This is a genomic window from Faecalispora jeddahensis (assembly GCF_000577335.1).
GTDB classification, from domain to species: domain Bacteria; phylum Bacillota; class Clostridia; order Oscillospirales; family Acutalibacteraceae; genus Faecalispora; species Faecalispora jeddahensis.
Window position 1 is genome coordinate 105,420 of the sequence record NZ_CBYL010000003.1, and the last position, 23,408, is coordinate 128,827.

22 protein-coding genes are annotated in these 23,408 nt (G+C 55.1%); 6 read left to right on the plus strand and 16 right to left on the minus strand.

The features are described 5' to 3' along the window. Positions 1–86 precede the first annotated feature (86 nt). The 10 genes from TY09_RS02070 to TY09_RS02115 all read right to left on the minus strand — a co-directional run bounded on the left by TY09_RS02070 (position 87) and on the right by TY09_RS02115 (position 11,339). Positions 87–1,700, minus strand: coding sequence for an ABC transporter substrate-binding protein (locus TY09_RS02070; RefSeq protein WP_042430664.1), 1,614 nt, complete (start codon positions 1,698–1,700; stop codon positions 87–89). A 32-nt stretch (positions 1,701–1,732) separates the two neighbouring features. After that, complete coding sequence (locus TY09_RS02075) at positions 1,733–2,566, minus strand: ABC transporter permease (protein WP_009065634.1); 834 nt, start codon at positions 2,564–2,566, stop codon at positions 1,733–1,735. Positions 2,567–2,577: 11 nt separating this feature from the next. Beyond that, the gene (locus TY09_RS02080) at positions 2,578–3,537 is read right to left on the minus strand and encodes an ABC transporter permease (protein ID WP_009065693.1); all 960 of its coding nucleotides are present in this window, start codon (positions 3,535–3,537) and stop codon (positions 2,578–2,580) included. Then, entirely contained in the window at positions 3,534–4,520 is a 987-nt protein-coding gene (locus TY09_RS02085) for an ABC transporter ATP-binding protein (protein ID WP_042430668.1), read from the minus strand. Before TY09_RS02085 ends, TY09_RS02080 begins: the two co-directional genes overlap by 4 nt. Positions 4,521–4,536: 16 nt before the next feature. Further along, positions 4,537–5,505 (minus strand): ABC transporter ATP-binding protein, encoded by a 969-nt coding sequence (locus TY09_RS02090; RefSeq protein ID WP_009065648.1) that lies wholly within the window; start codon positions 5,503–5,505, stop codon positions 4,537–4,539. A gap of 7 nt (positions 5,506–5,512) precedes the next feature. After that, entirely contained in the window at positions 5,513–7,258 is a 1,746-nt protein-coding gene (locus TY09_RS02095; RefSeq protein ID WP_042430671.1) for a hydantoinase B/oxoprolinase family protein, read from the minus strand. Continuing rightward, positions 7,255–9,324 (minus strand): hydantoinase/oxoprolinase family protein, encoded by a 2,070-nt coding sequence (locus TY09_RS02100; RefSeq protein WP_042430674.1) that lies wholly within the window; start codon positions 9,322–9,324, stop codon positions 7,255–7,257. Before TY09_RS02100 ends, TY09_RS02095 begins: the two co-directional genes overlap by 4 nt. Before the next feature lie 30 nt (positions 9,325–9,354). After that, positions 9,355–10,218: a fructoselysine 6-kinase gene (locus TY09_RS02105; RefSeq protein WP_042430677.1), complete on the minus strand. Its 864-nt coding sequence runs from the start codon at positions 10,216–10,218 to the stop codon at positions 9,355–9,357. Between the two features lie 370 nt (positions 10,219–10,588). Next, positions 10,589–10,969 (minus strand): NifB/NifX family molybdenum-iron cluster-binding protein, encoded by a 381-nt coding sequence (locus TY09_RS02110; protein WP_009065660.1) that lies wholly within the window; start codon positions 10,967–10,969, stop codon positions 10,589–10,591. Further along, positions 10,947–11,339 carry a DUF134 domain-containing protein gene (locus tag TY09_RS02115; RefSeq protein ID WP_035317176.1) on the minus strand — a complete coding sequence of 131 codons (393 nt, stop codon included), beginning with the start codon at positions 11,337–11,339 and terminating at the stop codon, positions 10,947–10,949. Before TY09_RS02115 ends, TY09_RS02110 begins: the two co-directional genes overlap by 23 nt. 250 nt (positions 11,340–11,589) lie before the next feature. Between TY09_RS02115 and TY09_RS02120 the strand changes: the two genes are divergently transcribed. The 6 genes from TY09_RS02120 to TY09_RS02145 all read left to right on the plus strand — a co-directional run bounded on the left by TY09_RS02120 (position 11,590) and on the right by TY09_RS02145 (position 15,020). Beyond that, the gene (locus TY09_RS02120) at positions 11,590–11,817 is read left to right on the plus strand and encodes a 4Fe-4S dicluster domain-containing protein (protein WP_042430680.1); all 228 of its coding nucleotides are present in this window, start codon (positions 11,590–11,592) and stop codon (positions 11,815–11,817) included. Continuing rightward, complete coding sequence (locus tag TY09_RS02125; RefSeq protein WP_042430683.1) at positions 11,792–12,424, plus strand: 4Fe-4S binding protein; 633 nt, start codon at positions 11,792–11,794, stop codon at positions 12,422–12,424. Before TY09_RS02120 ends, TY09_RS02125 begins: the two co-directional genes overlap by 26 nt. Then, positions 12,372–12,665 carry an ArsR/SmtB family transcription factor gene (locus TY09_RS02130; protein ID WP_042430685.1) on the plus strand — a complete coding sequence of 98 codons (294 nt, stop codon included), beginning with the start codon at positions 12,372–12,374 and terminating at the stop codon, positions 12,663–12,665. The genes TY09_RS02125 and TY09_RS02130 overlap by 53 nt, the downstream gene beginning before the upstream one ends. Beyond that, complete coding sequence (locus tag TY09_RS02135; protein ID WP_042430687.1) at positions 12,662–13,084, plus strand: rhodanese-like domain-containing protein; 423 nt, start codon at positions 12,662–12,664, stop codon at positions 13,082–13,084. Before TY09_RS02130 ends, TY09_RS02135 begins: the two co-directional genes overlap by 4 nt. 33 nt (positions 13,085–13,117) lie before the next feature. After that, positions 13,118–13,651 (plus strand): class I SAM-dependent methyltransferase, encoded by a 534-nt coding sequence (locus TY09_RS02140; protein WP_042430690.1) that lies wholly within the window; start codon positions 13,118–13,120, stop codon positions 13,649–13,651. Positions 13,652–14,165: 514 nt separating this feature from the next. Further along, positions 14,166–15,020: a bifunctional 5,10-methylenetetrahydrofolate dehydrogenase/5,10-methenyltetrahydrofolate cyclohydrolase gene (locus tag TY09_RS02145; protein WP_042430694.1), complete on the plus strand. Its 855-nt coding sequence runs from the start codon at positions 14,166–14,168 to the stop codon at positions 15,018–15,020. 93 nt (positions 15,021–15,113) lie between these two features. Here the strand turns inward: TY09_RS02145 and TY09_RS02150 are convergent, their stop codons facing one another. The 6 genes from TY09_RS02150 to TY09_RS02175 form a co-directional block, all read right to left on the minus strand. After that, positions 15,114–16,856, minus strand: coding sequence for a GGDEF domain-containing protein (locus TY09_RS02150; RefSeq protein WP_042430697.1), 1,743 nt, complete (start codon positions 16,854–16,856; stop codon positions 15,114–15,116). Positions 16,857–17,169: 313 nt separating this feature from the next. Then, complete coding sequence (locus tag TY09_RS02155) at positions 17,170–18,456, minus strand: GLUG motif-containing protein (RefSeq protein WP_042430700.1); 1,287 nt, start codon at positions 18,454–18,456, stop codon at positions 17,170–17,172. 176 nt (positions 18,457–18,632) lie between these two features. Then, positions 18,633–19,619, minus strand: a complete 987-nt coding sequence (locus TY09_RS02160) for a helix-turn-helix domain-containing protein (RefSeq protein WP_052335537.1) — start codon at positions 19,617–19,619, stop codon at positions 18,633–18,635. Between the two features lie 397 nt (positions 19,620–20,016). After that, on the minus strand, positions 20,017–20,670 hold the full coding sequence (locus TY09_RS02165; RefSeq protein WP_035317199.1) for a cytidylate kinase-like family protein: 654 nt from the start codon (positions 20,668–20,670) through the stop codon (positions 20,017–20,019). A gap of 97 nt (positions 20,671–20,767) precedes the next feature. Then, a complete protein-coding gene (locus TY09_RS02170) occupies positions 20,768–22,228 on the minus strand; it encodes a M20 family metallopeptidase (protein ID WP_081759579.1) in 1,461 nt (486 codons plus the stop codon). A gap of 16 nt (positions 22,229–22,244) precedes the next feature. Further along, positions 22,245–23,387 (minus strand): M20/M25/M40 family metallo-hydrolase, encoded by a 1,143-nt coding sequence (locus TY09_RS02175; protein ID WP_081759580.1) that lies wholly within the window; start codon positions 23,385–23,387, stop codon positions 22,245–22,247. Between the last annotated feature and the right edge of the window lie 21 nt (positions 23,388–23,408).

Below are 23,408 nucleotides of genomic sequence, written 5' to 3' on the forward strand. Positions count from 1 at the left end.
TACCATTTTTATTAACAATGACTTTTTAGGTTCGGGTGTTTTCCCCGCCGAGAGCGGGGAAAACACGACGAACGAATCAATACGCCTTACTCGGTTACATAAGTATCTTCCAGTGTCAGGCCGGAATTGTAGGTGACAACGCCCGGCAGATTGACAAAGCCCTCTACCTTATTCGAGCTGGCAAATGCCTGTTCGCGGTAATTGATGAATACGAACGGCGACAGATCGAGCACGCGCTTTCTCAGCTTGTCGTAAATCTCTTCGCGCTTGGCCGCGTCGATGGTGGTGCGCCCTTCTTTCAGCAGGCTGTCGATCTCCGCATCAGAGAACCACGCAGAACTGTTCATTCTGGGCTCGCCGCTTTCAAAATAGTTGGTCGTCCAATCCATATCGACGATGTTGCCCGCGGTGCCGGAAACAAGGATCTCATAATCGCCCTTGTTGGAGCGCTCGATGCGGGTGGACCAGTCGGGCAGCTCCACCTCGGCGTCGATACCGATCTTCTTCAGGCTGTCCTGCACCACAATGGCGGTCTGCTTGTGCATGTCGTAGGTAGAGCTGGACAGAATCTTGATCTTAAAGCCGTCGGGATAGCCGGCCTCTTTCAGCAGGGCCTTGGCCTTTTCCTGATCAAAGCTGAAGTAGCTGTCGTACTTGCCGTCGTAGCCGTTCTCCCCCTTCTGGGTGGGGAAGCCGAAGATCTGGGTGCCGCGGCCCATAAAGGCGGTGTTAATGACGCCCTGACGGTCAACCGCATAGGCGATCGCCTGACGAACCTTGGGGTTGGCCAGCGGGCCGCTCTTGACGTTGAACTGCAGGCACATGAACGGAGCCTCAGAAACATAGACCTTGTAGTTGTCGTCCTTCTCCATCGCGGTAATGTCCTTGGCCGCCACATAGTCGATCAGGTCTGCGTCGCCAGTCTGCAGAGCGTTGGCTCTGGTCGTGGCGTCGGGCGTGATGACAAAGCGGATGCTTTTGGTTTCGGGCTTGCCGGGCTTGTAGAAATCCGAGAACGCGGTGAGAACGATCTCACGGCCCTTATCCCAGGAGGTAAACGTGTAGGGGCCGCTGCCCATCGGGTTGGCGTTCAGGTCGTTCTTGTGGCTCTCGCACCACGCCTTCGACACGATCACCGACTCAGGCAGGGTGAGGTAATCGATGAACGGAGCGCAGGGCTCCTTGAGGGTGATCTTGACGGTCTTGGTGTCCACCGCCTCAACTTTGTCGAGCACGTTCGCAAAATCGGAGCGGAAGGTCGCGCCGACGGACTCATCCAGAATACGCTCCAGAGAGAACTTGACGTCCTCGGCGGTGATGTCGCTGCCGTCGTGGAACTTGGCGTTCTGCTTGATTTTAAAGGTATACGTCTTGTCGTCGTCGCCGATCTCATATGAATCCGCGATTTCCGTGCCGATCTTCCCGTCGGCCTGGTAAGCCATCAGGCCGCGGTAGAGGCACGTTTTGATCAGCCGGATCGCCTGGCCGGACTGCACCATGGGCTCGAGCGTGGAAACGTCTGAACTGATGGCCACAACGAGCTCATCCTTTTTGCCGACCTGGCTCTGCGCCGAAGATTCCGGCGTGCTGGACGCCACCCCGGACGAATTGGAATTGTTTCCCGAGCATCCTGACAGTGCGGTGAGCGCCATTACGGCCGCCAGCGACACAGACAGGATTCGCCTGCAGATTGTTTTCATTTGTTTTCCTCCTTTTATCCTCTGATTCATAATTAAAAGCTGTCCCTCAGCTTGGGATCGAGAATATCTCGCAGCGCATCGCCCATCAGGTTTGTGGCCAGAATCGTCAGGCTTAAAAACAGCGACGGCCACACCGTATACATCACATCTACTGAAAGGAAATTCCTCGCGTCGCCGATCATCTGCCCCCAGGAGGGGTCGGGCGGCTGTACGCCAAGGCCGAGAAAGCTCAGGCCGGATTCCAGCAGAATCGCGCTCGAGACGGTCAGGCTGATCTGAATGACCAGCGGAGAAAAAATGTTGGGAAAAATTGTACCGAACAACACACGGTTCAAAGTCGCACCGATGGAAATTTCATTTTCCACAAACTCCATCTTCCGCACCTTGATGGTGGAGGAGTAGGCAATTCGGGTAAAGTGGGGCGTATACAGAATCGCCACCACCACGGTCAGATTGCGCACCCCTGCTCCCCACAGCCCCACGACCATCATCGCAAGCAGAATCGGCGGGAAGCAGAGGATCACATCAACCGCTCTCATGATCGCGCCGCCGATTTTGCCGCCGAGGTACCCGGCAAAGATGCCGAGCAGCAGCCCCGCGGCAAACGCGCCCAACGTACCGAACAGCGCCACCGTCATGGAGGGCCGCACCCCCACCAGCAAACGGGAAAGAATGCAGCGGCCGTACTCGTCGGTCCCCAGCGGATACTGGGACGAGGAAGGAGCCAGCGCAGACGATGTATTCATTGTCAGCGGATCATTCGGCGCAAGCTGGGGGCCGAACAGGATCACAAATACCAGCGGCACCAGAACGACGATGCTGAACACAAATTTCTTGTTTTTCATGCTTCGTTTTAAAAAATCCATATTGTTCCCCCCTACCGCGCTCTGGGGTCGAGCACACCGTAGATGATGTCGACAACCATATTGGTCAAAATAAAGACGGAAGACATCACCAGAATACAGCCCTGAATCAGCGGATAATCCCTCTGGTTGATGGCCTTGACCAGAAGCGTCGCGAGTCCCGGCCAGTTAAACACCGTTTCGCACAGCACCGTGCCGCCGATCAGGTTGCCCATTTGTAATCCGATCACCGTTACCACCGGGATAAAGGCGTTGCGGATCACATGGCGGATGATGACGTTGTGCTCCGGCAGGCCCTTGGCGCGCAGCGCCCGCACCGATTCGGCGGAGAGCGCGTCGAGCATGGAGGAACGGGTCATGCGCATGATCGAGGCGGCCAGCCCAAGGGCCAGCGCCACCGCAGGCAAGATCAATCGCTGAAAATGCGCCGAGGGGCTCTTGGAGAAATTCACATAGCCGCTCGACGGCAATGTGGGAATATTCCACCCGAACACATTCAGGGAGAACAGGATGATGAGAAGATAGCCAAGCACGTAAACCGGAATGGAGGTTCCGAGCGAGGCGCCGGTCGTCATCACCAGATCGGAAAATTTGCCGCGCCGCAGAGCGGAAAGCACGCCCAGAGGGAGACCGATGATGCACGCAAGCAGCAGCGAAACGCCTGCAAGCTCCAGTGTGCGGGGCAGCCGCGACCCAATGGACTGCATCACCGGAACGTGCTCGCTGTACGACGTTCCCAAATTTCCCTGCAGGGCATTGAGCATCCAGTTCACATACTGCGTCAGAATCGGCTGATCAAGCCCCAGCTCCCTGCGCAGCGCTTCCACCGCCTGCGGGTCGGGGTTCGAATCGGTGCCCAGCATCAGCAGCACCGGGTCGCCGGGCATCATATGAACGGTTAAAAACACGATACTCGAAACCACGAAGAGGAGCAGCACTGCAATCGCGCTTCGGCGCACAATAAATTTCGTCATGCCGTTCCTCCCTCCTGTTCATACAGAAAACACGCGACCTGCCCGCCATCCGCAAGGGTTCGAAGCGCCGGGCGCTCGGTTTTGCAGCGTTCCATCACATTGGGACACCTGGTGCAGAACCGGCAGCCCGCGGGCGGGTTGACCGGGCTGGGAATATCCCCGGTAAGGATGATCCGCTGGCGTTTCTGTCCGCTGCCGGGGTCTGGAATCGCGGAGAGCAGCGCCTGCGTGTACGGGTGCCGCGCAGCCCGGTACAGCTCCGGTCCGTTCGCCACCTCTACCAGAGAACCGAGGTACATCACGGCGATGCGGTCCGACATATGCTTGACAACCGCCAGATTATGAGAAATGAACAGGTACGTCAGCCCGAATTCCTTTTGCAGGTCTTTGAGCAGATTCAGAATCTGCGCCTGAATCGAAACATCCAGCGCAGAGACCGGCTCGTCGCAGACAATCAGCTGCGGCTGAAGCGCGAGCGCCCGGGCAATGCCGATGCGCTGCCGCTGCCCGCCCGAAAACTCGTGGGGGTAGCGGTCTACATAGCCGCGGGAGAGGCCGACGAGGTCCATCAGCTTCATCACTTCGGCGTCCATTTCCTGCCGGTTCATCTTGCGGTGAACCTGCATCGGGGCCGAAATGATCTGCCGCACCGTCTGGCGGGGGTTCAGCGAATCAAACGGCTTCTGAAACACCATGCGCATGCTTTCGCGCTGGGCGCGCATCTCTTTTTTAGAGAGCGCCGCCAGGTTGTTGCCGTTAAAACAGATCTCGCCCGAATCCGCCGGAACCAGCTGCAGCAAGGTGCGGGAGAGAGTGCTTTTTCCGCACCCGGATTCCCCTACAAGACCAAAGCTCTCGCCGCGGTGAATCTGAAAGCTGACATTGTCTACGGCGTGTACCACACCCTTCGCCGAAGAAAACAGCCCGGCTTTGACAGGAAAGGTTTTTGAAACGTTTTTTACATCCAATAATACTTCATTCAAGCTGCATCCCCCTTTCCTAGTTGCCCGCATAATGACACCGTACAAAGTGGCCCGGTGCAATCTCTCTGACCTGCGGCTCGGTTTCGCGGCACAGGTCGTTTGCCTGCGGACACCGGGTACAGAAGCGACAGCCTTTCGGCATGTTCCGAATATCGGGGACTGCGCCTTCAATACTGTGCAGGCGTTCCACCTGCTCTTCAAGCTTCGGGGCCGACTGAATCAGTCCCATGGTATACGGGTGGGCCGGGTGATTCATGATCACATCGGTAGGCGCATCCTCCATGGATTTGCCCGCATACATCACGATGACACGGTCAGCAATATCCGACACCACGCCGAGATCATGGGTGATCAAAACAATGCCCATCTGGTATTCATCGCGCACCTTGCGCAGCAGATCCAGAATCTGCGCCTGCACGGTCACATCGAGCGCAGTGGTGGGCTCGTCGGCAAATAAGAGCTTTGGGTTGCACGAGAGGGCAATGGCAATCATCACCCTCTGGCACATGCCGCCCGAAAGCTCGAACGGGTAGCTGCGAAACACCCTTTCTGGCTGCGCGATCCCCACAGCGGTGAGCAGTTCAAGAGCACGCTCTTCCGCCTGCTTCTTCCCCACCGGCTCGTGCGTGAGAATCGCCTCTACGATCTGGCTGCCCACGGTATACACCTGATCAAGCGACATCATGGGGTCCTGAAAGATCATCGCGAGTTCCCTGCCGCGCAGCTTCTGCATCTCTTTTTCTTTCAGCGGCACCAGGTCTTTGCCCTCAAACAGGATCTTTCCGCCGGATACCCTGCCCTGATTGGGAAGCAGCTTCATCACGGAAAGGGACGCCATGGTTTTTCCACTGCCGCTTTCACCCACGATGCCCAAGGTCTGGCCTTTTTCTACCGAAAAGCTCAGGTGATCCACGGCGGTAAAGGCCTGATATTTATTTTCAAACACCATTTCCAGGTTCTGAACATCCAACAGGGGTTCGGCCATCCAAACATCACCGCTTTTCTCTGAGTCTTTTGGTTTTCTCCTCGTCTACAGCCCAGCCGCTGCCATTTTTCACAACGCATACACTGTATAGCTCCTTTGCCTTTTCGGGGGAAACCTTCCCCTCGATCACATCGGTCAAAACGCGGATGGGGTCGCGCTCCAGCGGATTGCCGTACCCGCCCGAGCCGGGCGTCTGCACGCTGATCACATCGCCCTGCTCGAGCGGGATGTCGGTGCATTTGGAGGGCAGGCGGGTGCTGGTTCCATCCGGTTTGACAAGATAGTAAACGCCGCCCTCGCCGGCAAGGCCGCCCTCCAGCCCCCACGGCGGAATCTTCTGCCGGTCGCCGAGACCGGTGTAAGAGATGCCGTCGTACATCATTTCAAATTCACGGACAATGCCGAGTCCGCCGCGGTTGCGCCCCGCGCCGCCGCTGTCGCGCCGCAGCTCGTATTTGTTCACGGTAACCAGCGGGAACTCCATTTCGAGCGCCTCCACCGGCAGGTTTGAGGTGTTGGTCATATGCACCTGCACACCGGAAAGGCCGTCCGCGTCGCGGCTGGCGCCGGAGCCGCCCGCGACTACCTCCAGATATACGAAGAAGCGGTCTTTGTCCTTTTGGTCCGCGCCGGAGAAAATCGCCGAAGTCACCGAGCTGTTGCAGCAGGCGATCGCGCGGTCGGGAACAGCGGGGGCCAGAGCGCCGAAGATCACATCGGCCACGCGCTGGCAGGTATCGATTCGCTCGCCCACGGGCGCGGGGTTTTCCGCGTTGACCAGCAGTCCGCTTTCGCACTCCACAGAAAACGCGCGGTAAATGCCTGCGTTCGACGGAACAGTGGGATCAATCAGCGCCTTCAGCGAATAGAACACCGTGGCCAGCAGGCCGTTGTAGGTGACGTTGATCGGGCCGGGAACCTGCTTTGCGGTGCCGTTGAAGTTGAGCGTCATGCTATCGCCCGCGATAGTGATCGTAACACAGATCTTCAGCGGATCGGGGCAAGCAGTACCCGCGTCGTCCATATAATCGGTAAATTGGTACACGCCGTCCGGCAGCTTCTCAATCCCCGCCTTAAGCTTGCGCTCGGCGTAATCCTGCAGCTGATACATACTGTCTACCAGAACATCGCCGTAGCGGTCGTAAGCGTCGAGCATGCGGCGCAGGCCCACGCGATTCGCCGCGATCTGTGCCTGCAAATCGCCGTATCGCTCGTTCGGGATGCGGCTGTTCGCCATGATGATGCTGACGATGTCCTTGCAGACTTCACCGCCGCTGCAGATGCGCACGAGCGGAATCTTCGTTCCCTCCTGAAAGATGCTGACCGCATCGCCAGAGGTAGAACCCGGCACCTTGCCGCCCACGTCGCTGTGGTGCGCCAGGTTGGCCACCCAGCCGATCAGCCTGCCGCTGTGGAACACCGGCGCGACAACGGTAATGTCCGGCAGATGGGTACCGCCGCCGTTGTACGGGTCATTGCCGATGAACATGTCGCCCTCCTGAATATCGGAGCGGTCGAAATGCTTGTAAACCTCCTGTACAATTCCCAAAAGAGAACCGAGGTGCATGGCGACATGCTCGGCCTGCGCCACCATGTTTCCGTCCGGATCAAACACCGCGGTGGAAATATCGCGGCGCTCCTTGATGTTGGTGGAATATGCGCTGCGGATGATCGCGATGCCGGTTTCCTCTGCAATGGATAACAGCAGATTGCCGATGATTTCTACGGTTACTGCATCAACACGCTTGCTCATGCCGTTTCACCTCCATGATAAGTGACGATCAGATTCAGGAACGGGTCGTTATACGCCTGCCATCCGGGCGGGATAATGGAGGTGGAATCCATCTGCTCAATAATCGCCGGGCCACTGACGGTGCAGCCGCAGGGCAGCTGCGTGCGCTGATAAATGTTGGTGTCGAGATACTCCGATGAGCCCTCGAACCGAACCTTGCGAACCTCGACCGGGGCTGGAACCTGCGGATTTTCCTCCACGGGGTGCTCGCTCAGGTCGGGCTTATCGATGGTGCCGACCGCGCCGACGCGGTAGTTGACCATCTGGATGTTCTTTTTCTTATCGTAATAGCCGTAGGAACGCTCATGCTCCTGGTGGAACTGCTCCACCAGGCCCGAAAGCACCTCTTCGGTGATTTCTCCTGTGGGGAGCTCTACCGTGATTTCGTAGTTCTGGCGTTCATACCGGCAGTCAAGCGAATAAACAAACGCGCGATCTTCTTTGGCGATGCCTTCGTTTTCGAGCATTTTGTCGCCCTCTTCGGTAAGCTGCGAGAAAATACGGTTCATTTCCGACAAATTCTGCGGTTCGGCGATCATAATGTACGACTGGCTCAGATCGAACCGGGTATCGGCCATCAAAAGCCCCAGCGAGCAGAGCGTGCCCGGCGCGGGGGGAAGCAGAACCTGAGTGATGCCAAGCTCTCTGGCCACCTCGCAGGCGTGCAGGGGGCCCGCGCCGCCGAAAGCCATCAGCGTAAATTCACGGGCATCGTAGCCGCGCTCAACAGAAACGACGCGGATCGCGCGCACCATGTTGGAGTTGACGACCGAAATAATGCCCGCCGCGGCGTCCTCTACGCTCAGAGAGGATTTCCCTGAAATCTTCTTTTGAATTGCGTCGTAAGCGAGGTTCCAATCCACATCCATGCGGCCGCCCAAAATCTTGTGGCGGTTCAGCTTGCCGAGCAGAATGTTCGCATCGGTAACGGTGGGGTTTTCGCCGCCGCGCATGTAGCATGCCGGGCCAGGTACCGCTCCCGCGCTGCGCGGGCCCACCTTGAGCGCGCCGCCCTCATCGATGGCGGCAATCGAGCCGCCGCCCGCGCCGACTGTAATAATATCGATCATGGGGATGCGGGCGGGGTATCCCTCCACCATTCTTTCATACGAAACCTGCGCCTTGCCGTCTTTGATCAGGCTGATGTCCGCGCTGGTTCCGCCCATGTCGAACGTAATGATTTTATCGATGCCGCACTGGCGGCCGATGTAGGTTGCACCCACCACACCGGCGCTCGGGCCGGACACCGCGGTTTTGATGGGGCATTCCACCGTTTCGGCGATGGAGATAATGGAGCCGTTGGACTGGGTGACATAAGGAGCCACGGCGATCCCGGATTCCCGCACGCTGTTCTGGAAGTTCTCAACGTACTTCTTCATGACCGGGCCAAGGTAAGCGTTGAGCACCGTGGTGCTCATGCGCGAATACTCGCGGAACTCGCTGACCAGCTCGCTGGAGATGGAAACATATGCTTCGGGGTACTCCTCCAGAATGATTTCCTTGATCCGCCGCTCGTGCGCCGGGTTGATAAAGGAAAACAGCGTGCAGACGGCGATGGTGGTCACATTCTGCTCCTGAAAGAACCGGACAGCCTTTCGCACATCCTCCTCATTGAGGGGGATTTTCACGGAACCGTCATGCAGCAGGCGTTCCTCCACCTCGCATTTCAGTCCGGAGGGAATCAGGCTTTCGGGTTTTTCCTTGAGCAAGTCGTACAGGGAAGGCCGCTTCTGATTGCCGATCTCCATCAAATCCTTAAAGCCCTTGGTGGTAATCAGGCCCATGCGCGCGCCGCGCTTTTCGATCAGCGCGTTGGTCGCTACAGTTGTTCCGTGCGCCAGGTATTCCACCGCGACCGGGTCGATCCCCTCGCTTTCCAGTATGTAGTGGATTCCGCTGACAATGGAGCGGGACGGATCGTCCGGGGTAGAGCTGTGCTTGTAGTGAAACAGTCTTTTCGTTTCGGAATCAAATACGGAAAAGTCCGTAAAGGTTCCTCCAACGTCGACGCCTATCATGTATCCCATCTTTGTCACCTCTCGAAAAAATCTATACTTTTATGCCAGTTGGGTCTCAAATCCAAAAGCGCCCGGGCGCCCGCAGGTTTTTGCCGAAAGCTCTGAGGCCGCCGCAAGCACCTGCTCCATCTTCTCCCGGTACGCGCCGCTGCCTTTTAGAAGCTTTTTCTGAACGATTTCCGTCAGGTAGGCCATCAAAAATCCTGCCGCGAACGAATCCCCCGCGCCGAGCGTATCGATTACCTCTACGGGTTTGGCTCTGGCCTGGTAAAAGCTTTCGCCATCCCACACCATGGCGCCATCACTGCCCATCGTTGCTACTGCGATCCCGCAGCCAAGGCGCACGATTTCGGAAAGCTGCTCCTGAACCTCCTCCCGTGTAAGACCGGAGCAGGACAGAAAACCGCAGTCTACCCATCGGCAGATGCCCTGCGTGCGTTCCCGGTCCCTCCACGTGCCGGAAAAATCATAAGAAATGAACCTCCCCAGCGATGCTATCACCGGCAGCTGGGAATCTATGTAGCTGTTGTTGCTGGTGTGGATCAGATCAAAACCGGCCAGGTACTCAAGATCCCCCTCATTCAGCTGAATTGGATGCTCTCTCAGCACTCCGCCGCGGTTGCTGGTTACAAATACCCGGTCGCCGTCCACCAGATCGATCACTGCATAGCCGTTCTCCCCCTCCACCTGCCGGGAATGCGAAAAATTCACCTGCAGGCGCGTCAGCGTTCTCATCACATGCTCCGCGACCGCATCCGTTCCGAACACTCCCAGATAAGCCGCGTCGCAGCCTTTCATCCGGCAGTAAACAGTCACATTCAGTGCCTGCCCGCCTGGGAACATCAGACCGAGATGCCGGTACTTGTCGCACACGTTATCGCCGACCCCAATGACTCGAAGCATTTTTTACCTCCTCTTTTGTTGTTCCGCGCCAATCACTAATATAAGTTTATATTAGTGATTAAATGATAGAATGTCAATATATTTTTTAAAAAACGTTGATTTGTTTTGTATCTAGTTTATAAAAATATCAATCTGAGCCGTCAAATCTAAAGATTTTAAATGGATAAATTTGTAAAAAAAGGCGAACAAAAGCAAATAGCTCTTGTTCGCCTTCGAACGAATATCCTGATTTACCGGCCAGCTGAATTGCGGCTGACTATTTTAAAACTTCTTTGCACTAATATATCCTTATATTAGCACATGCTTTTTTATTTGTAAATAGAGAATCATAAAAAAATCAAAAAATGATATTGCACCGCGTATGGGCTGCTCAGTGACAGCAGGAATCCCCGCCGTGGCAAGAGTGCCCTTCCTCATGATGATGGTCGCAGGTTGCACCGGCAGAAGCGGAAAGCCGCCCGGCGAGATACTCCTCCATCACCTGTTCCACAGGACCCTGTACTCCAGCCAGCACCCGAATCCCCCATTGTGCAAGCGCCTGCTTTGCCCCGTCGCCGATTCCGCCGCACACCAGCACGGTCACTCCCAGCTTGCCGAGCATATCGGCCAGCGCGCTGTGCCCGTTCTCTCCGGCAGACATCACACGGCTCCCGAGGATTTTTCCGTCCTCAATCTCATACAGCTGAAACTCCTTGCTCTTGCCAAAATGCTGAAATACCTCTCCGCTTTCATACGGCATTGCCAGAATCATGTTCTTTCCCTCCTGTATTTTTCTTTTCGCACGGCCGCCTCTGGTGGCAGCATCCGCACCCACAGGCCGATGCACTGCCATACAGAATATAGTCGCCGCCCTCAATGTGCAGCCTTTTTCCGTTCACGATACAATCGGCCAGCTTTTCGCGCGCACCGGCGTAGATGGCCTGCGCCGTCGTTCGGGCTACTCCCATCTGCCGGGCGCATTCCTCCTGCGTCATTCCCGCCAGATCGATCAGCCGGATGCACTCGAACTCATCGATCGACAGCAGAATGGGCGGAATGTCGTTCTCAGTCCCATCCAGCGGCCCAAAGCTTCTCTGCTGCGGCATGGTACATACCCGCCTGCATTTTCGGGGCCTTGGCATGGCATCGTCTCCTCTCGAGTAGATTATCGGCATATGTCAATTATATCATACTCTATTTTTGACATATGTCAATATATGATTAAAACAGAATGAAAGAAAGCTGATTCTAAAATGACAATTTTTTCTCTCACCAAAGGCAAGGGAACAAGCCACGCTCTACCTTGCAACGGATCGATAATGAAAACTTACTTGACAAAACAGCATAGAATCAGTATATTAGTAATTACTAATATACTGATTGGTGGTGCGTATGGGAAAAACCAGAAAAATGGCGCGTGTTCTTTCAGGCTGCGTGGCCTGTGGCTGCTGTGTAAAGGCCTGCCCGCTGGGGGCAATCTCTGTTTGGCACGGGATCCGCGCGCAGGTAAATTCGCTGCGGTGCGTAGGGTGCGGAAAATGTGCGCTGGTCTGTCCTGCCGAAGTGATCGTCATAACCGAAAAGGAGGAGACCTGTGAAGAAACAAAAGCCGTGGTATGAATACCTGTGGATTTTCTCCGCACTCTATTTGACTCTGGGTATTTTCAATATTCTGTTCGCGTGGCTGGGTCTGCTGTGTTTCTTTCTCCCGCTGGCGATCTCGCTGGTTCAGGGCAGCAAGGCGTACTGCAACAAGTATTGCGGGCGCGGACAGCTGTTTGAGCTGCTGGGTTGGCGGTTCGGTCTTTCCCGCAAAAAAGCTCCTCCAAAATTTTTGCGCTCCAAGTGGTTCCGATATGGTTTCCTGACTTTTTTCATGACAATGTTCGGGCTGATGCTGTACTCCACATGGCTGGTTTTCTCGGGCGCCTCGCTGCAGCAGGCGGTCACACTGCTGTGGGTGTTCCGTCTGCCGTGGAACTGGGTGAATACCTCGTATGTTCCCCCTGCCGTGGCACAGTTCGCGTTCGGCTTTTACGGTGTGATGCTCACCTCTACCGTACTGGGACTTCTCACCATGCTTTTATTTAAACCGCGTTCCTGGTGTGTCTACTGCCCAATGGGCACAATGACGCAGGGAATCTGCCAAATCAGGCATAGAAAGGACGTTTTGAGTGGAAGAAAAAGCGAAGAAACTGGCGGAGCTGCTGAAGGTGCTCGCCAATGAAAACCGCCTGCTGATTCTATGTCAGCTGATCCAAGGCCCCAAGACGGTCGGCCGTCTTGCAGAGAGCATTCCCAACATCACACAGTCCGCGCTGTCGCAGCATCTGGCCCTGCTGAGAGCGCACGGAATTCTGGATTTTACAAAGAGCGGTCAGAGTATTACCTACCGCATTGAAGACGAACGGGTGGAAAAGGTCATCGATGTACTGAAAGCCTATTACTGCAAAGGAGAAGAAAAATGAGGGTCGTCATCTATGCTGTCCTGCTCATCGGTGCAATGCTTCTTGCGATTTTCTTTCTGGGGGAGCGAAGCCGCGCGCAGAAGAACGGGGAATCGGCGTATCATAAGATCACTGCCGGGGAGGCCAAAAAGAAGATGCAGGATACCAAGGATTTTATCCTGCTGGATGTTCGCACACAGGAAGAATTTTCGGAACAGCACATTCCCGGCGCGACCTTGATCGTCGACAGCCAGATTTCTGCCGAGGCCGGGAAAAAGCTGCCGGATAAAGATATCCCTATTTTCGTTTACTGCCGCAGCGGACGGCGCAGTGCCGGGGCCGCCAGGCAGCTGGTAAACATGGGCTATACCCAGATTTACGATTTCGGCGGAATCATCGATTGGCCGTATGAAACCGTGAGCGGCAGCGAGCAGCAGTAACACTATAAGAAAAAAAGGAGTGAACACAATCGGATGATCCACAAGCTGGAACGCGCGGAGCGGATTCAGGAACTGAACCCGCCGGAAACGCTGAAAAGAATCGGCCTGATACCCGGGAACACCTTTTGTGACATCGGTGCGGGAACGGGAATTTTCACCTTTGCGGCAGCGGAGCTGACCGAAAACAAGGTGTATGCGGTTGAAATTTCCCCCGAGCTGCTGGGGCTCCTGCACAGCAGAAGAAACGAACGAAAAGCCGAAAACGTGATCTTGGAAAACAACGTAAAAAACGTGCCGGACTCCTCCTGTGATGCGGCACTGCTCTGTACCGTTTTCCACGAGCTGGAGAAGCCCGGTGAAATGCTGGAGGAAATCCGACGCATTCTGCGGCCAGACGGCATCCTCGCCGTCATCGAATTTTTTCCAAAGCCGACGCAGTTCGGTCCGCCGCCGGAGCGCCGCTGGAGTCCGGAGCGTCTGGAAGAGCAGCTCACGGCGCACAGCTTCCGCCGCACTGCATTGTTTGAACTGGGCGAAAACCTCTATACGCTGACATGCCAAACCTGAACCGCCTGCAAATGTCAAAGCTGCCGCAGCAGGAGCGATTTTGCCATTCTTTTATAGACGGGCAAGCGAAGATGCTCTTCCCGAAACATCGAAAAACGTCTCAAAAAGGTCGAACCGAAAAGAAGATTTCGGTTCGACCTTTTCCTTTATTCCACAATAGAACAAAATTCGTCTTTTAATTCCATTTTGGAACAAATTTATCTTGTTTGTTTTTTCCGATTCCCTTATAATGAAATCTTGATAGAGTTTATCCCTTGCAAAGTGACTTGCGGGAAAACGGCAATTTTTTCCCCATCGAAAACGGAGAAGAAATGATTAACTTTTTAAAGGGACATTACTTGCTCCGGAAGTTTCCCAGCACGGCAGATCGTAGCGTTATGAGAACCTTACGCCATTACCGACGGCAAGCTGCCAACGGCTGGGAGAGCCTTGAAACTCGAGACCGATAAAGCCTTTGGCTTTTATCGCTTTGTAAAGGCAGGACATCTTTTTCTCGTTATAGGAGGATTACCGAATGGCCAGAATCATCGCAGGAAAAGAAATCGTCACATCCATGAACGGAACGCTCAAGCAGGAGACCGCTCTGTTAAAGGAACGGGGCTGCACGCCGACTCTGGCCATTGTGCGCGTCGGGGATCGGCCCGAATCCGCAGCCTATCAGGCGGGGGCGACCAAACGCTGTGAAAAGATCGGCATTGCCGTTCAGTCGCTGATCCTGCCGGAAAACAGTACCCTCGGCGAGGTACTGGAGGTCATTGAAGCGCTGAACCAATCTCCCTCCGTTCACGGGGTACTGCTGCTGCGCCCGTTCCCGGCACATCTGGATGACCGAGTTATCCGCGACGCACTCTGCTGCGAAAAGGATGTAGACGGCGTGACCAGTCTTTCCTTATACGGCGTTTTCACCGGTGTACAGCAGGGGTTTCCGCCCTGCACCGCGCAGGCCTGCATCGATATTCTGGATTACTGCGGCGTTTCTTTGCGGGGCAAGCGCGCCGTTGTGGTGGGCGCCAGCCTTGTAATCGGCCGGCCGGTGGCAATGATGCTGTTGGCGCGCGGAGCCACCGTCACTCTGTGCCACATCGACACGGTAGACCTTCCCTCGGAATGCCGCCGGGCAGAACTCATCATAGCAGCGGCAGGGGCGCGTGCGCTGCTGAATCAAGACTGCCTTTCTCCCGGGCAGGTGATTCTGGATGTCGGCGTCACAGTAGGGCCGGATGGCCGCCTGTACGGCGACGTTGATTTTGAAGCGGCAAACGCAGTCGTGGAAGCGCTCACTCCCGTTCCGGGCGGCGTCGGAACCGTCACCACCACCATTCTCGCCAAGCACGTGATCGAAGCCGCAAAGCGAACCTTCCCCCAATAACAAAGAGAAAGAAACGATCGGCGGCATAGACCACTGTCGGATTTCGGCAGCTTGTCCTTTCTTGCCCGGCAGACCGCTCGCCGGGTTTTTCTGTCAGACAATGACGACGGAATGACCCGTCTGCTGCTTACATTGCTTCTTCGCGAGAGCAACTGTTTTGGACAACAGCTCCGTCTGAGAAAAATCGACCGTGCGATTCGTAACCGCCGCAATCGAAAGTGTGGCGATCGAAAAATTCTCTGCAAAGCCATTGCGGTTCTTCGAAATGATGTATCCACGCTCCCAATCCTCTTTGGAATAGAGCGGCTGCACCTGCTTCGAGAAGGTTGCGATGATATTGCCGCACAGCTCATACAGATGCTCAGTGTCCCGCGTGAGAATGATAAAATCATCTCCGCCGATATGTCCTTTAAAATCTGCGGCAGAACAGCACAGGTTCATCGTCTGGGCCAAAAGCCGGAGCATGTTGTCCCCGCAGGAAAAGCCGTAGGCGTCGTTGTACGCCTTAAAATTGTCCAGATCAAGATAGATGATCGCGCAGTCCCGGTCGTCGGCGATCAGCTCTTCAATCGCGCGCTGAATGGCGTTATTGCCGGGTAGGCCCGTGAGCGGATTCGCGTCTGCCGCATTCTTTACCCGGATATTAATCGCCGCGTTCAGCAGATCACGCACAGTGACAATGCCAAGATACTGCCGCCCCTCGGTGATCACCACGGCATCGTACACATTTTTCTGCCCGCGCTCCATCGCCTGAACAGCGACATCGTCAATGGCCGTGCCGGAATCCACCGATAAAAAATCATCCCGAACCAGATCCTTTACCGTTCGTCGATAATACAGGCTGTACCCGAACTGCCCGCTGAAGCACCCCAGCAGATACTGGCGCGTCAAAAGTCCGCAGACAGTTCCGTCGTGATTCAAAATGCAGACCTCGGTCATTGAGGGGTCACTGCACATATCCTGATACACTGGGAGCGCAGGAGCATTCTCCGGCAGCGCTCTTTTTTTGTGGCAAATCGCACCAACATGTCCAAAAACAGGCCCACCGCCGCTCAGATTCAACGAGTTGTTCCGGGCCTCTTTGATCAGCAGCTTGATTTCGCCGGGCAAGCGCTGAAATTTCTCGTTCGGCCTGGCAAGAAAAAATCCCTGTCCATAATCCACACCAACCTGAATCAGTGTGGTGAGCTCTTCCTGTGTTTCGATTCCCTCCGCAATCACCTGAATGCCGGCCTCTTTGCAGAATTTTACGATTCCGGTCATTACGGATTTTTTTCTGCTGTCCCGATCAATTTTCCTCACAATCCCCATATCGATTTTGAGGTAGTTCGGCGAAAACGCACAGACCCGCACCAGGCCAGAATAGCCGGAACCGAAATCATCGATCGCAATCTGAAAATTCTGCTTTTGATAATGCTCAATGGAGGAAATAAACACCGGAACGGCGCTGACGCTGCTCTTCTCGGTAATTTCGAAAATTACCTCGTCCGGATTCATTCCGAACTCGCGGAGCATCTGGCTCGTAAAGCCGGAAATAAACTCGGGGTCGTACAGAATATTTGGGTCAACATTGAGAAACAACCGTGTGCCGACCGGCTTTGCCACAGCATTTTTCAGGGCCTGTGTGCGGCAAAGTCGTTCCAGTTCCCACAGCCGCTGTGTAGAGGTGGCAAGATCAAACAGCTCTTCTATCTCGATTTCACAGCCCGGAAGAGAAATTCTGCTGAGCGCCTCATACCCCAGAATACTGCCGTCCCGCAGAGAGGCGATCGGCTGATACACAGGCTTAATGTATCCCCCTCTTATGATTTCAAGCAAAGAATTTTCAGACTTCATCCATTCTGTCACTCCCCATTGCTCTGTTTCATTGATTATATCACCGGATGATAAAAATATCTATCATTTACAAAAAATCAGCATGTAAATTATACATCTTTTCCATTATGCATGCTCTGGTAACGGATTAAAATCAAATTAAAAATATTCTGGAGAAGCAATCGACCCGCCGGATTGCTGCATTCAAAAAACCTCCTCCGCAGAGCATTGCTCTGCGGAGGAGGTTTTTTGAATATCTGTTGAGAAAGGAAAATTACTGACAGAAAATAAAGGGCATGGAAAGAATGACGATGTGTGCTTCCCGCCTTACGGATCAGAGCACACTAATATCCTTCCAGGCATCGTAGGCCGCGCCGATCTGCTCCGCACCGGAATTGCCGTTTACCGCAACCTGCGCGGTGCAGTCCTTTACGACGGAATTGTTATGAACATATCCGGCGATACTCCCCACGAATTTGCCGCCGTCGATTTTGCCGGACGCCGTGCAATTGACCACATCATACATTGTGGGCTCGGGGTAGTATTTGCTGTAAGCATTCAGATAAAAGCCGCCGCCCACAATGCCGCCGATGCGGTTGGCGGTATCCGCCGCCTGAATGGTGATATTGGTCGCTTTGCAGCCTGTAATCTGCGTTGCGGCGCCACTCTGTGTACCGGCATGGCCTGCAAGACCGCCGATCAGAGAGGATTTTTCCCCAACGGTGATCGTCACGGAATCCGCCGTACAGTCTTTCGCATATTCGCTGTTGTGGAAGCATCCGGCCAGGCCGCCGATGCTGTAGCAGCCGGTTCCCTTGGCCTCAACCACGCCGGAAGCCTCGCAGCTTTCCACATTGCAGTCCTCGGCCCCACCGACGATCAGGCCCGCACCCTGCGTATTGTCGCCGCTGAGAATAACGGTCGCGCTGGCTTTGCAGTTTTTAATATCCGCATGGCTGGCGCCGACAACGCCGCCCACCAGAAAATGACCTGTCACGCTGCTTTCCCCGGTCAGGGTAAGGCCGCTGAGTTCCTTGCCGTTGGCGTAGCCTACGATCCCCCCCACATACATCTGAGAGGACGGAACAACGATGTTTTCTACAGTCAGATTCTTCAATTCGGCGGATTCCCCGCTGATGCAGCCGAACAGGCCTACGCCGTTCTGGTACTTGCTGCTGATAGCCACATTCGAGATTTTATGCCCTGCTCCGTCAAAGGTACCGCTGAACGCAGCCGTGTCGCTCGGTGTTTCCGCGTCCTCTTCTTTTTCAGACTTGGGCTCGAAGGTGCCGATGGGATCAAAGCTGCCAAGTGGGGACAAATCGATATCCACTGTCAGCACATAATGGCCGGAGAGCTGTTCTCTCACCTGATTCAGCTGTTCTGCCGTCGCCACCTGCCAGGGGTCCTCCGCAGTGCCGCTGCCGCCGGCAAAGCCGCCGGCCTGCTCAGAAACCGACTGTGCCTGAGAAGAGACCGCGTTGTTTGTCTGCTGACCCTGACAACCGGTTAACATGGAAATTGAGAGCATCAGCGCACAGGCGAGTGCAAGGTATCTTTTTTTGCTGCGCCGATTCTCCCTCACACGCAGCTGCATTTTTGTTTGGGTCTGTCCGTTCATATTCTTCCTCCGTTTCTGGTATGGAATCATTTGTGTTTCAGGCTCGGCTAAAGCGTCCGCCCTGCGGGGAAGCCAAGTTAGTTCTCACTAACAATTAACCCAAAGAACAGCGCCTCCCAGCGCACGCTCTGTCCTGTTTTCAGAAAATGATTATACTCCCGAAGCGGCGGGCGCTTCTACTCCGCACAGACAATTTCCGCTCCATTCAGGCGATGCCTTTTTCGGTATTCCATCGGCGAAAGGCCCATCACCTGTTTAAACGCAGACGCAAATTTGCTCGCGTTGACATACCCCAGCTTCCACGCGACGGAAGAAACGCTCTCATTGCCCTGGCACAACAGCACAGCGGCCCGCTGCATGCGGTAAGAACGCATATACGCATAGACAGAGGTACCGTAGACCCCCTTAAAGCACTGCTTCATGGTGGTCATCGGCAGATCAAAGCGCTCCGACAGCTCCTGCAGTGTAAAGTGGCAGTCCGGGTGGCACACCATATAGTTCTTCATCCGCTTGACACACTCCACCTGATTCTTCTGGAAATAGCGCGGAGCCGCCAAATGCTCGTCGGGATTGATGACGCTGAGGAACAGCAGAAGCTCCAGCACCTTGAGCTTAAAGTAACCGAATTTTACCTGATTCGGTACTGTGTAAAGCTCCGAGAAAATATGTTGAATGGAATCGGTTGCGCGCATGACAAAGCAGTGGTTGCCTGCGCAGAGCTTTTCCCGCAGTGCGTAGAGGTCGATCGAGATGTCTTTCAGGACGCCCGAAAGGGAATGTTCGGCCCGCGCTAGGTCGATCATGACCGAAACCCCATTGTAATATTCCAGAGGGAAGCAGGGGTTTTTTGTCTGGTTGGCCACCATATTCACCGCAAGGTCGCCCTCTTCCAGATAAACACAGGTGCCGTTTAAAAAATCACATTCAAAGCGGCCCATACGGCAGTGGTTAATCTCCATCACATCGGCCGGCGTGCCTTTGCCGGAAACACAATAAGCGGAACGAAAATCGTTATATACCAGCTCGACCCCGTCGAACACCTCAAAGCTGGTCATTGTCCCCTCGCCGCTGATGTTTGCCATGTGGTACACCGTACAATCGGGCTGGTACGTTACCGACAAAGATTCGGGAGCAACCAGATCATATTCCTCCAATGTGCGCATACAGTCCCCTCCATTTCTTCCTATGCAGCAGACGTTCCATTCTCTCGCGCCGCGCGTCAGGAATAGAAACGGCCTGCCTATTACACAGTTAGTCTTTTCTAACAACAAGCGTATCAAATACTACGTACAATGTCAAGCACCACAGAGAGCCTTTGGCTCAAAACCGATATAGAGCATCCCCCGAATATTTCATACTTCTTGATATAGGCGGGCCAGACCACCGAACACCATGTTTAACAGGCGGCAAACAAAAGGAAATTCGTTTTATCCATGGCTAAGCCTTGCAGGTACTGGGAACACGGAAGCAAAGTGATAAACCCATTTTACTGCTGCGCAGCTCTCCCGACGGCAAAACGCGGAAAACGAATCGTCTTCCGCGTTTTGCCTGTTAGGATATTTAAATGAAGGGAAAAGCTTTTTTACAGTCGTCGCCAAACTTGATCTGCAGCGCCTGCACGATCAAATCAACGCATTGGTCAATGCTCCACCGGCCGCTGTTCAGCGTCATATCATAATTGACCGGATTCGTCCAATAGTTGCCGCCAGTGTAATATTTATAGTATTCGGCGCGGTATTTGTCCGTTTTGGCAATCAGGCTGTGCGCCTCACTCTCCGAAACATTCATGGTTTTCATCACGCGGTCTACACAAAAGACCCTGCGGGCCTCTACGTATACGCTCAGCACGTTGTCAAAATCCTGCAGCACATAATCGGCACATTTACCCACGATGACACAGCTTTCGGTACGGGCCAGCTCTTGAATGATTTTCTTCTGGAACTCGAACAGGCGGTCATCGGATTCAAACGGATTGGTATGCGGCAGCGGAGTCAGCCGTTTTTGCAGCGACATCAATTGCTGGCGCAGGTACCCGTCCCGCAGGCGCTCATCCACCTCTACAAAGTCGTGTTCATCCCTGCCGCTGTATTGGGACGCGAGCGTCAGGATCCGATTGGCATAGCTGTGGATTCCCAATCGATCCGCAAGCCGCGCGGCGATTTCACGGCCGCCCGTTCCAAAGCCGCGGGCAATCGTAATCACGATATGTTCCATCGTTTCCACTCTCCCTCTTCCTTCCAATTGATTTTCCCTATGCTGATACGAAAACTGTGAATGAAGCTGGTTCTCTCTTTTTACCCGCAAATCAGTATCAGCTCATGGTTCTGAGGGGCACCGGATGAATCTCGTCTGGAATTGGAAGATAAGTCTGCCCCTGCAGCGCCAGAGTGTGCTCTTCTTTCGCCTGCTCCAAAAGCTCCGGCTGCTGCATCAGGCGCATGGCGGTCAGCGCGATTACCTTTCCGGCTAGCAGCATCCCCTTATGCGCATGGGAGGATTTCCCCTGGGAAACCACCTGCCACGAATGCCCCGGCGTTCCGGGCGCCCAGGTGGCGGCATACAGCTGTGCGGTCGGGCACATCCAGCTGACATCGCCCACATCGGTGGAGCCTGCCTCTACCCGCACCAGGTGCATCGGCTCGTAGGGAACGATGAAATCGTAAAGCGGATCGGCCTTTTTCTCGAGCAGGAACCGCTTGTTCTTGGGGTCAAGCCGCTCCTGAACCGCATCCATATAACCGCGGTCAGCGCCCTTTGGCGCAGTTTCGGCATAGCGCTGCGTCAGCTCGTATTCCTCGGGGGTATAGCCCGGCGTGCCGATCTCCGTGAGGGAATCGAACATCGCCTGCTCCAGCACCTGATTCGAGATCATGTTGGCGCAGGACTTGATCATCTGGTGCTCCACGGTGGTTTCGGTCATGAGCGCCGCTCCCTCCGCGATTTTCTTGACGCGGTTCAAAAGTTCCAGCGCCTGATCCTGCCTTGGTGCGCGAACGAGATAGATCGCCTTCGCCAGATTCTGCACCACGTTCGGGGAATAGCCGCCTGTATTGGTGACTGCATAATGAATGCGGGCCTTTTCGATCATATGCTCCCGCAGAAAATTCGCGCCGACATTCATCAGCTCCAGCGCGTCGAGCGCGCTGCGGCCCATTTCTGGGCTGCCGGCAGCGTGTGCGCTGATACCGTGAAAGGTAAACTGCACCTGAAAGTTTGCAAGCGAGCTGTTCTGGTACACCATATTCAGGCTCGACGGGTGCCAGGTCAGCGCACAGTCCAGCTCGGAAAACGCGCCTGCCCTTGCCATGTAGGCCTTGCCGGAACCGCCCTCCTCACCGGGGCAGCCGAAATAAGTAACCGTACCGGGGAAGCCGTCCTCCAGGTATTTTTTAACCGCCAGCGCCGCCGCGACGGAACCGACGCCGAGCAGGTTATGCCCGCAGCCGTGGCCGTTCGCTTCGGGGTGATCGGATTCCTTGCGGACAATCCCCGCCTCTTGGTTCAAACCGGAGAGCGCGTCAAATTCGCCCAGAATGCCGATTTTCGGACTGCCCGACCCAAAGGTAGCGGTAAACGCGGTCTTGATATCAAACGCGCCCCGTTCCACCATAAAGCCCTCCTTTTCGAGGAAGGTGCAGAGGGCGTCCGCCGATTGGAATTCTTCAAACTGCGTTTCGGCATACTCCCATATCTGATCGCTCAGCGCTCTGAGCGGCATTGCTTTCTCATCAATTTCTGCAAGATAACGGTGCATATCCAACTCTTGTTTCATATGTCATCTCCTGGTTCTATAGGAAATAATCCAACACACTTTCCATCACGACCCGGTACCCGAGCGGCAGGGAATCGATTTCCACATACTCCTCCCGCGTATGCGCCCCGTCGCCGTAGTACGACCCGAAGCACACGCTGGGGATTCCCAGCGACAGGGGAATGTTGCAGTCGGTGGAGGAGGACGCCGTACCCGGGCGTTTTCCCGTCACCTGCTCGATAATATCGGCAGCCCTTTGCACCAGGCGGTCGCGCTCCGCGGCCGCCGCCGCGGAAAGCTGTTCGCTGGGGCGGCTCCCGACCACCTCCACTGTAAGCTCCACTCCTTTTTTCCGGTGTGCGGAGAAAATCCTTTCATATTGCTCCTGCATATACTGCAGGCCGCGGGCATCGTCAGACCGGTATTCGCACAGCATCTCAGCGCTCTGCGCAATGGTATTGACAGAGGTGCCGCCCGAAATCGTGCCAACGTTGCAGGTGGTTCTCCCGTAAGAGGGAATTCCCACGGCGTACAGGTCAGAAACAACTGCGGCCAGCTGTGCAATTGCGTTGGGGCGGCCAAAATCCATATAGGAGTGCCCGCCCTGTGTTGTTACGGTAACCCGGAATCGCTGGGAACCCACCGAACGATTTACCACATGCGTCAGTGTTCCGTCAAAGCTGCAAAACGCTTGAATGCGTCCCTCATAATCCTTGCAGAGCTTACGCGAACCCTTCAGGTTTCCCATTCCCTCTTCTCCGGAATTGCAGACGAACAGCACTCCTACGCCATTTTTCGGGCGAAGGCCCTCCTGCAGAACATATTTGGCCGTGATCATCAAAGCGGCCAGATTTGCCGTGTCGTCACCCACGCCGGGCGCCCAGAGCCGGCCCGAATGCTCCCGTACGGGGAGCGGATCGGTATCCGGGAACACCACATCGGTGTGGGCACAGAACACGACGACCGGGTTTTCTTCCGTTACCCCAACCGGGTAGACCATATTAAGCGCGTTGTCGGTATAAACACCCTTGGCCCCGCAGGACTCCAGCCATTGCCTGCAAAATTCCATCCGACGTTCCTCATGGTTCGACGGCGATGGAATCGCCGCCATTGTCTTTAACAGCTGATAAGCCTCGTCGCTGTGAGTCTGCAAAAAATCCTGCGCGTTTTGTGTCAGCACTGTTGGTACCCTCCCAGTCAT

Excerpts from the sequence above, each read along its gene's own strand:
- TY09_RS02135 (WP_042430687.1), top strand. The coding sequence starts at position 12,662 with ATGAGGGTCGTCATCTATGCTGTCCTGCTCATCGGTGCAATGCTTCTT.
- TY09_RS02115 (WP_035317176.1), bottom strand. The coding sequence starts at position 11,339 with ATGCCAAGGCCCCGAAAATGCAGGCGGGTATGTACCATGCCGCAGCAG.
- TY09_RS02170 (WP_081759579.1), bottom strand. The coding sequence starts at position 22,228 with ATGAAACAAGAGTTGGATATGCACCGTTATCTTGCAGAAATTGATGAG.
- TY09_RS02080 (WP_009065693.1), bottom strand. The coding sequence starts at position 3,537 with ATGACGAAATTTATTGTGCGCCGAAGCGCGATTGCAGTGCTGCTCCTC.
- TY09_RS02105 (WP_042430677.1), bottom strand. The coding sequence starts at position 10,218 with ATGCTTCGAGTCATTGGGGTCGGCGATAACGTGTGCGACAAGTACCGG.
- TY09_RS02145 (WP_042430694.1), top strand. The coding sequence starts at position 14,166 with ATGGCCAGAATCATCGCAGGAAAAGAAATCGTCACATCCATGAACGGA.
- TY09_RS02075 (WP_009065634.1), bottom strand. The coding sequence starts at position 2,566 with ATGGATTTTTTAAAACGAAGCATGAAAAACAAGAAATTTGTGTTCAGC.
- TY09_RS02070 (WP_042430664.1), bottom strand. The coding sequence starts at position 1,700 with ATGAAAACAATCTGCAGGCGAATCCTGTCTGTGTCGCTGGCGGCCGTA.
- TY09_RS02160 (WP_052335537.1), bottom strand. The coding sequence starts at position 19,619 with ATGCGCACATTGGAGGAATATGATCTGGTTGCTCCCGAATCTTTGTCG.
- TY09_RS02090 (WP_009065648.1), bottom strand. The coding sequence starts at position 5,505 with ATGGCCGAACCCCTGTTGGATGTTCAGAACCTGGAAATGGTGTTTGAA.
- TY09_RS02100 (WP_042430674.1), bottom strand. The coding sequence starts at position 9,324 with ATGGGATACATGATAGGCGTCGACGTTGGAGGAACCTTTACGGACTTT.
- TY09_RS02150 (WP_042430697.1), bottom strand. The coding sequence starts at position 16,856 with ATGAAGTCTGAAAATTCTTTGCTTGAAATCATAAGAGGGGGATACATT.
- TY09_RS02120 (WP_042430680.1), top strand. The coding sequence starts at position 11,590 with ATGGGAAAAACCAGAAAAATGGCGCGTGTTCTTTCAGGCTGCGTGGCC.
- TY09_RS02155 (WP_042430700.1), bottom strand. The coding sequence starts at position 18,456 with ATGAACGGACAGACCCAAACAAAAATGCAGCTGCGTGTGAGGGAGAAT.
- TY09_RS02140 (WP_042430690.1), top strand. The coding sequence starts at position 13,118 with ATGATCCACAAGCTGGAACGCGCGGAGCGGATTCAGGAACTGAACCCG.
- TY09_RS02110 (WP_009065660.1), bottom strand. The coding sequence starts at position 10,969 with ATGATTCTGGCAATGCCGTATGAAAGCGGAGAGGTATTTCAGCATTTT.
- TY09_RS02165 (WP_035317199.1), bottom strand. The coding sequence starts at position 20,670 with ATGGAACATATCGTGATTACGATTGCCCGCGGCTTTGGAACGGGCGGC.
- TY09_RS02095 (WP_042430671.1), bottom strand. The coding sequence starts at position 7,258 with ATGAGCAAGCGTGTTGATGCAGTAACCGTAGAAATCATCGGCAATCTG.